The organism is Kitasatospora sp. NPDC007106 (genome assembly GCF_040634455.1).
Lineage (GTDB): Bacteria > Actinomycetota > Actinomycetes > Streptomycetales > Streptomycetaceae > Kitasatospora > Kitasatospora arboriphila.
This window is the reverse complement of record NZ_JBEYFP010000514.1, coordinates 1-4301: the sequence shown is the minus strand read 5'-3', so window position 1 is coordinate 4301 and position 4301 is coordinate 1. Positions and strand designations below refer to the sequence as shown.

3 protein-coding genes and 1 pseudogene are annotated in these 4301 nt (G+C 73.8%); 3 read left to right on the top strand and 1 reads right to left on the bottom strand.

Going from position 1 to position 4301, the window contains the following annotated elements; translation table 11 throughout:
• The first annotated feature begins 150 nt into the window (after positions 1–150).
• Positions 151–1134, top strand: coding sequence for a hypothetical protein (locus tag ABZ641_RS27355; protein WP_359985841.1), 984 nt, complete (start codon positions 151–153; stop codon positions 1132–1134).
• 143 nt (positions 1135–1277) lie between these two features.
• Here ABZ641_RS27355 and ABZ641_RS27350 read toward each other — a convergent pair whose 3' ends face one another.
• On the bottom strand, positions 1278–2126 hold the full coding sequence (locus ABZ641_RS27350) for an SDR family NAD(P)-dependent oxidoreductase (protein WP_359985839.1): 849 nt from the start codon (positions 2124–2126) through the stop codon (positions 1278–1280).
• Between the two features lie 103 nt (positions 2127–2229).
• Here ABZ641_RS27350 and ABZ641_RS27345 point away from each other — a divergent pair, with 103 nt between their 5' ends.
• Together ABZ641_RS27345 and ABZ641_RS27340 are read left to right on the top strand one after the other, a co-directional pair.
• Positions 2230–2841, top strand: coding sequence for a CGNR zinc finger domain-containing protein (locus ABZ641_RS27345; protein WP_359985836.1), 612 nt, complete (start codon positions 2230–2232; stop codon positions 2839–2841).
• A 331-nt stretch (positions 2842–3172) separates the two neighbouring features.
• Positions 3173–4301, top strand: a pseudogene (locus tag ABZ641_RS27340) (hypothetical protein); the annotation flags it as partial.

Genomic DNA, 4301 nt, shown 5'->3' with positions numbered 1-4301 from the left:
CCCCCACCGGCCCGGTGGGGGGTTCGCCGCCCGGTGGGCGGCCGTCCGGTGCCCGGTCCGCGGCGGCGGCGATGAGCCATCATGGGTCCTCGACCACGACGATGGTGCCACCCGGCCGCCGGCCCGGGCACCGGAGGGGGGTGCAGCCCGATGGGACTGGCCGGCCGAGCCCGTATGCCGATCGACGGCCGTGCCGTCGCCCGCAGCCGTCGCCGCCGGACGCTGGCGGCGGAACTCTTCCGCGGCAGCTTCTCGGCGGAGGAGGAGATCGGCCGGGGGCTGCTGCGGGAGCTGCCGCCCGAGGCGCGGTACGTCTCGTTCAACAGCCACCACGGGAGGGCCACCGGCGCCGATCTGCTCTGGTGGTGGGTGGAACCGGACGGGCGGGGGTTCGGCTGTCTGATCCAGTCGCGGACTCTCACCCTCCACGCGGGTGTCTGGCGGATCGGCTCGGACCGCCGGGCGGACGCCGACTCGCAGCTGACCCGATTGCTGTACACCGCAGAGCACTTCGACGTGCCCGCCGCGCTGCTGCTCCACCCCGGGCGCGACGAGGCCGCGGACGCCGACGCCGACGAGGGCGCCGACAAGGGCGCCACGGCCGATCCCGTCGCGGACGACCGCCGGCCCTGCACGGAGGCCGCCGCCCTGCTGCCCGCCTTCGCCGTCCGCGCCGACCTCCGGCTCCGGGCGGCCGAGGCCGAGACCGCAGGTCTCCGGTTCGGCGGCCTCGACGGGCCCGGGTTGCTGGAGTCGGCCGTGCCCTTCGCCCCGCTCCTCGCCCCCGGCGCCGAGCCGCGTCCACCCGTGGCGACGGATGCGGACCTCGCCCGGCAGGGTGTGCACCGCCGGCTGCGCCCGCTGCTGACCGAACCTCAGTCCGGCGCGGGCGCGGTGGCCCGGAGCTTTCTCGACGCCTTGAGCCACCACCGTCCGTGTGCGGCCAGGGCCGCCGACGGCACCGTGCTCGACTCCCCCGGGCGGCTGCCGCAGTTCGACCGCGGCGCCCTCCTCCGCCATGTCACCGCCGGTCTGCGGCCCGCGGTGCCCGGCTACGTCGACCGGGCGCTCGCCGGGCACGGCCCGGCACGGCTGGCCCGGTACGTCGCGGGCCTGGTCGTCGTCCCGTTGTGAGGTCCGGTCCGGCCCCGGCTGCGGCACGCCGCACGACCGGGTGTCACCGGCCGGGCCGGGGCCGGGCGGTCGCCGGGCGTTTCCGGGCGTGACCCCTGCGCCCCTCGACAGGTTCTCGATCGGCCACCTGCCGACGGGATGGGCTACCCGTCGACGGCGTCCGTCACGCGCTGCCAGCTGTCCAGGTCCGCGATCCGTGCCTCCAGAGCGGGGCGCATGCCCGTCGCGCTGGAGGCGCCGAGCGCCAGGCGCAGCGGCGGGTTGGGGCTGTCGACCGCGGTCCGGATGCCTGCGGCGATCCGCACCGCGTCGGAGAACGCGGACGCCGGCAGCTCGCCGATGCCCTTCTGGACCTCGCGGACGGTCGGGTCGTAGTCGGCCAGGCCGGCTGCGACGTCGAGGTTGGCGAGGAAGGGGGTCGCGGTCAGGCCGGGCTGGATCAGCGTGACCTTGATGCCGAGCGGTGCGACCTCGGCCGCGAGCGCGTCCGACAACCCCTCGACCGCGTGCTTGGTGGCGGCGAGCAGACCCACGCCGGGGTGGGCGGACTGCCCGTAGACCGAGGAGCCCTGGAGGACGTGCCCGGACCGCTGGGCCCGGAGCACCGGCAGCGTCGCGCGGAGCACGTTGAGCACACCGAAGACATTGGTGTCGAACACGGCGCGGACCTGGGTGTCGGAGGCCTCCTCGACGGCTCCGAACAGTCCGTATCCCGCGTTGTTGGCCACGACGTCGATGCGGCCGAACCGCGCGAGCGTGCTGTCCACGGCGTCCCGGACGGCTCGCTCGTCACGTACGTCCGCCCGGAGGAGGAGCAGGCGCTCACCGTGCGCCTGCGCCAGTTCGTCCAGGGGGGAGGTGTCGCGGGCGAGGGCCGAGACGGTTTCGCCGTTCTGCAGTGCCTGGAGCGTCAGTTCACGGCCGATGCCGGACGTCGCGCCGGTGATCAGCCAGGTGCGGAGGTGGGCCTGGGGGTTGGATGTCCTGTTCATGTTGCGACCGTAAGGCGTTAGCTCGCAACGAGTCAACCTCGATCGACCGGCAGGTTGCCCACTAGACGAATTAGCCCCGATCACGCTGGTGTAGTCTGGGGGCATGACCACTGCGGCAGCCGGATCCCCCGCACCGAACCCGCGCACCCTCACGCCGACGGTGGAGACCGTGCTCGCGTTCGTGAACACGCGCGCGGACGGATCGGGCCGCCGGGAGCTGTTCGCGGACGGGGACTCGTTCGCGGCGTGGCTGTCGGAGCGCCAGGAGTACGGCGGCGAAACCGTGGTGACCGACGCCGACGCCGCGGTCGCGCGCGAGCTGCGTGATGCCCTGGTGACCGTGCTCCTCGCACACTCGGGCGACGAGGACAGTCAGGGTGAGCAACTGCTGCATGCCGAACGGCACCTACGACGCGCGGGCCCGCTCTACCCGCTGGCGACGGTGGTCACGGCCGACGGTGCCGAGCTCGCCTCACCGCAGACGGGGGTACCGCGCGTGTTCGGAACCGTACTGGCAGCGGTGACGACGCTGGCGCAGAGCAGCGACTGGGGGCGCATCAAGGCGTGCCGGAACCCCCCGTGCCACTTCGGCTTCCTCGACCGCACCCGCAACGGGGGCGGGCTCTACTGCAGTACCGGCTGCGGCTCTCAGGTGTCCATGCGCAAACACCGTCGGCGACAGCGGAACGGTGGCGCTGCGCCCTCCGAGGCGTGAGACCGCCCCTCCGGCGAGGAAGGGCGGCGATCGGCACGACGCGGCTCCCGAGCGCGGCTCCCCCAGCACCCGGGCCGGGAAGACCGTTCATCGAATCGCCGTCGAACTGATGGGCGCACAACCGGGGATGCGTTCGACTCAATCGTCGACGAATCGCCCGAGTTCCCCGGTGGCGCGAGCGAGAGCCCGACTTGACGTTCAGTCAGATTCGTTCATGATGCAACCAATACGAAAAAGTGATCCCTGCGCAGATCTTCCACCTGCTTAACCTGATCGACGGCCCGGCCTGATCGTCCGTCAGGTCGCCCGCTGATCCGAGGTGGAGAAACCAGTGCTGAAAAGCCCGCGTCCGCCCCATCCGATCCGTCCGCTGCGAGCCGTCACGGCCGCCGCTCTCACCTCGGCCCTCCTCCTGTTCGGCCTGGGAGCCACCGCTCCCGGTGCCGCCGGAGCGGCCGAGAACGACACCGCCACCGCGTCCGCGCTGGTGAAGAGCGCCCAGAACGTCACCCACCCCGGTGCGGCCGCCGCCGACCACGGGGACACCGTCAACTGGACCGTCCGGTACGACAACGCCGCGACGGCCGCCGCCTCCGCGGCCACCGTCACCGACCCGATCGCCGGGGCGGGCACGGCCCAGACGTACGTCCCCGGCTCCTTGCACGCCCCGCCCGGCTGGACGCCGTCGTGGTCCACCGACGGCAACGGCTTCACCACGACCGATCCCGGCACGGCGACCACAGCCGTCCGCGCCGAGAACGGGACGGTCCGGGGCACCGGGACGAGCCTCGCCGCACCGCTGCTGGCGCCCGTCCGGCCGACACCGCAGTCCACCGGCGGCGACGGGTTCACGCCGATCCTGCACCGGACGGCGGCCGGCGAGGTCCGGTCGTGGAACATCTACCACCACGCCGCCCGCACCGCCCCGCAGGCGGTCTGCAGCAGCCTGTCCACCGGACAGCCCTGCACCGGCGGCCCCTGGCCGCGTCCGCTGAACACCACGGCCGGACCGCTCGGCAGCGGCGCCACCGGCGACATCGGCAGCCCGCTGACCCCGCAGTACGTCCTCGACCCGCAGCACCCGGGCCAGGTGCTCTACCTCGCCGTCACCGCCACCGCGGTCGGCGTCGGCTGCCTCGACCTCGACGCTCAGGCCAACTGCGGCTTCGTCGCCCTGGAGAGCACCGGCGGTACGCCCAGCCGCGCCAACAGCCTGGCCGGCCTGGTCCGGGCCGGCGACAGCGTCTACGGCGTCTCGACCACCGGCGAGGTGCTGTGCCTCTCGCTGGCCGACCGCACCCCGTGCGCCGGGCAGCCCTACGCGCCGGTCGTCGCCGCCAACCACGACCTGCCGAGCACCCCGGGCGCCCTCTACCTCGGCGCGCTGACGGTGGTGGGCGACAAGGTCTTCGCCTCGTCCTCGCCGCAGGGCAGCGGCTCCACCGTCTCCGGCCCGCCCG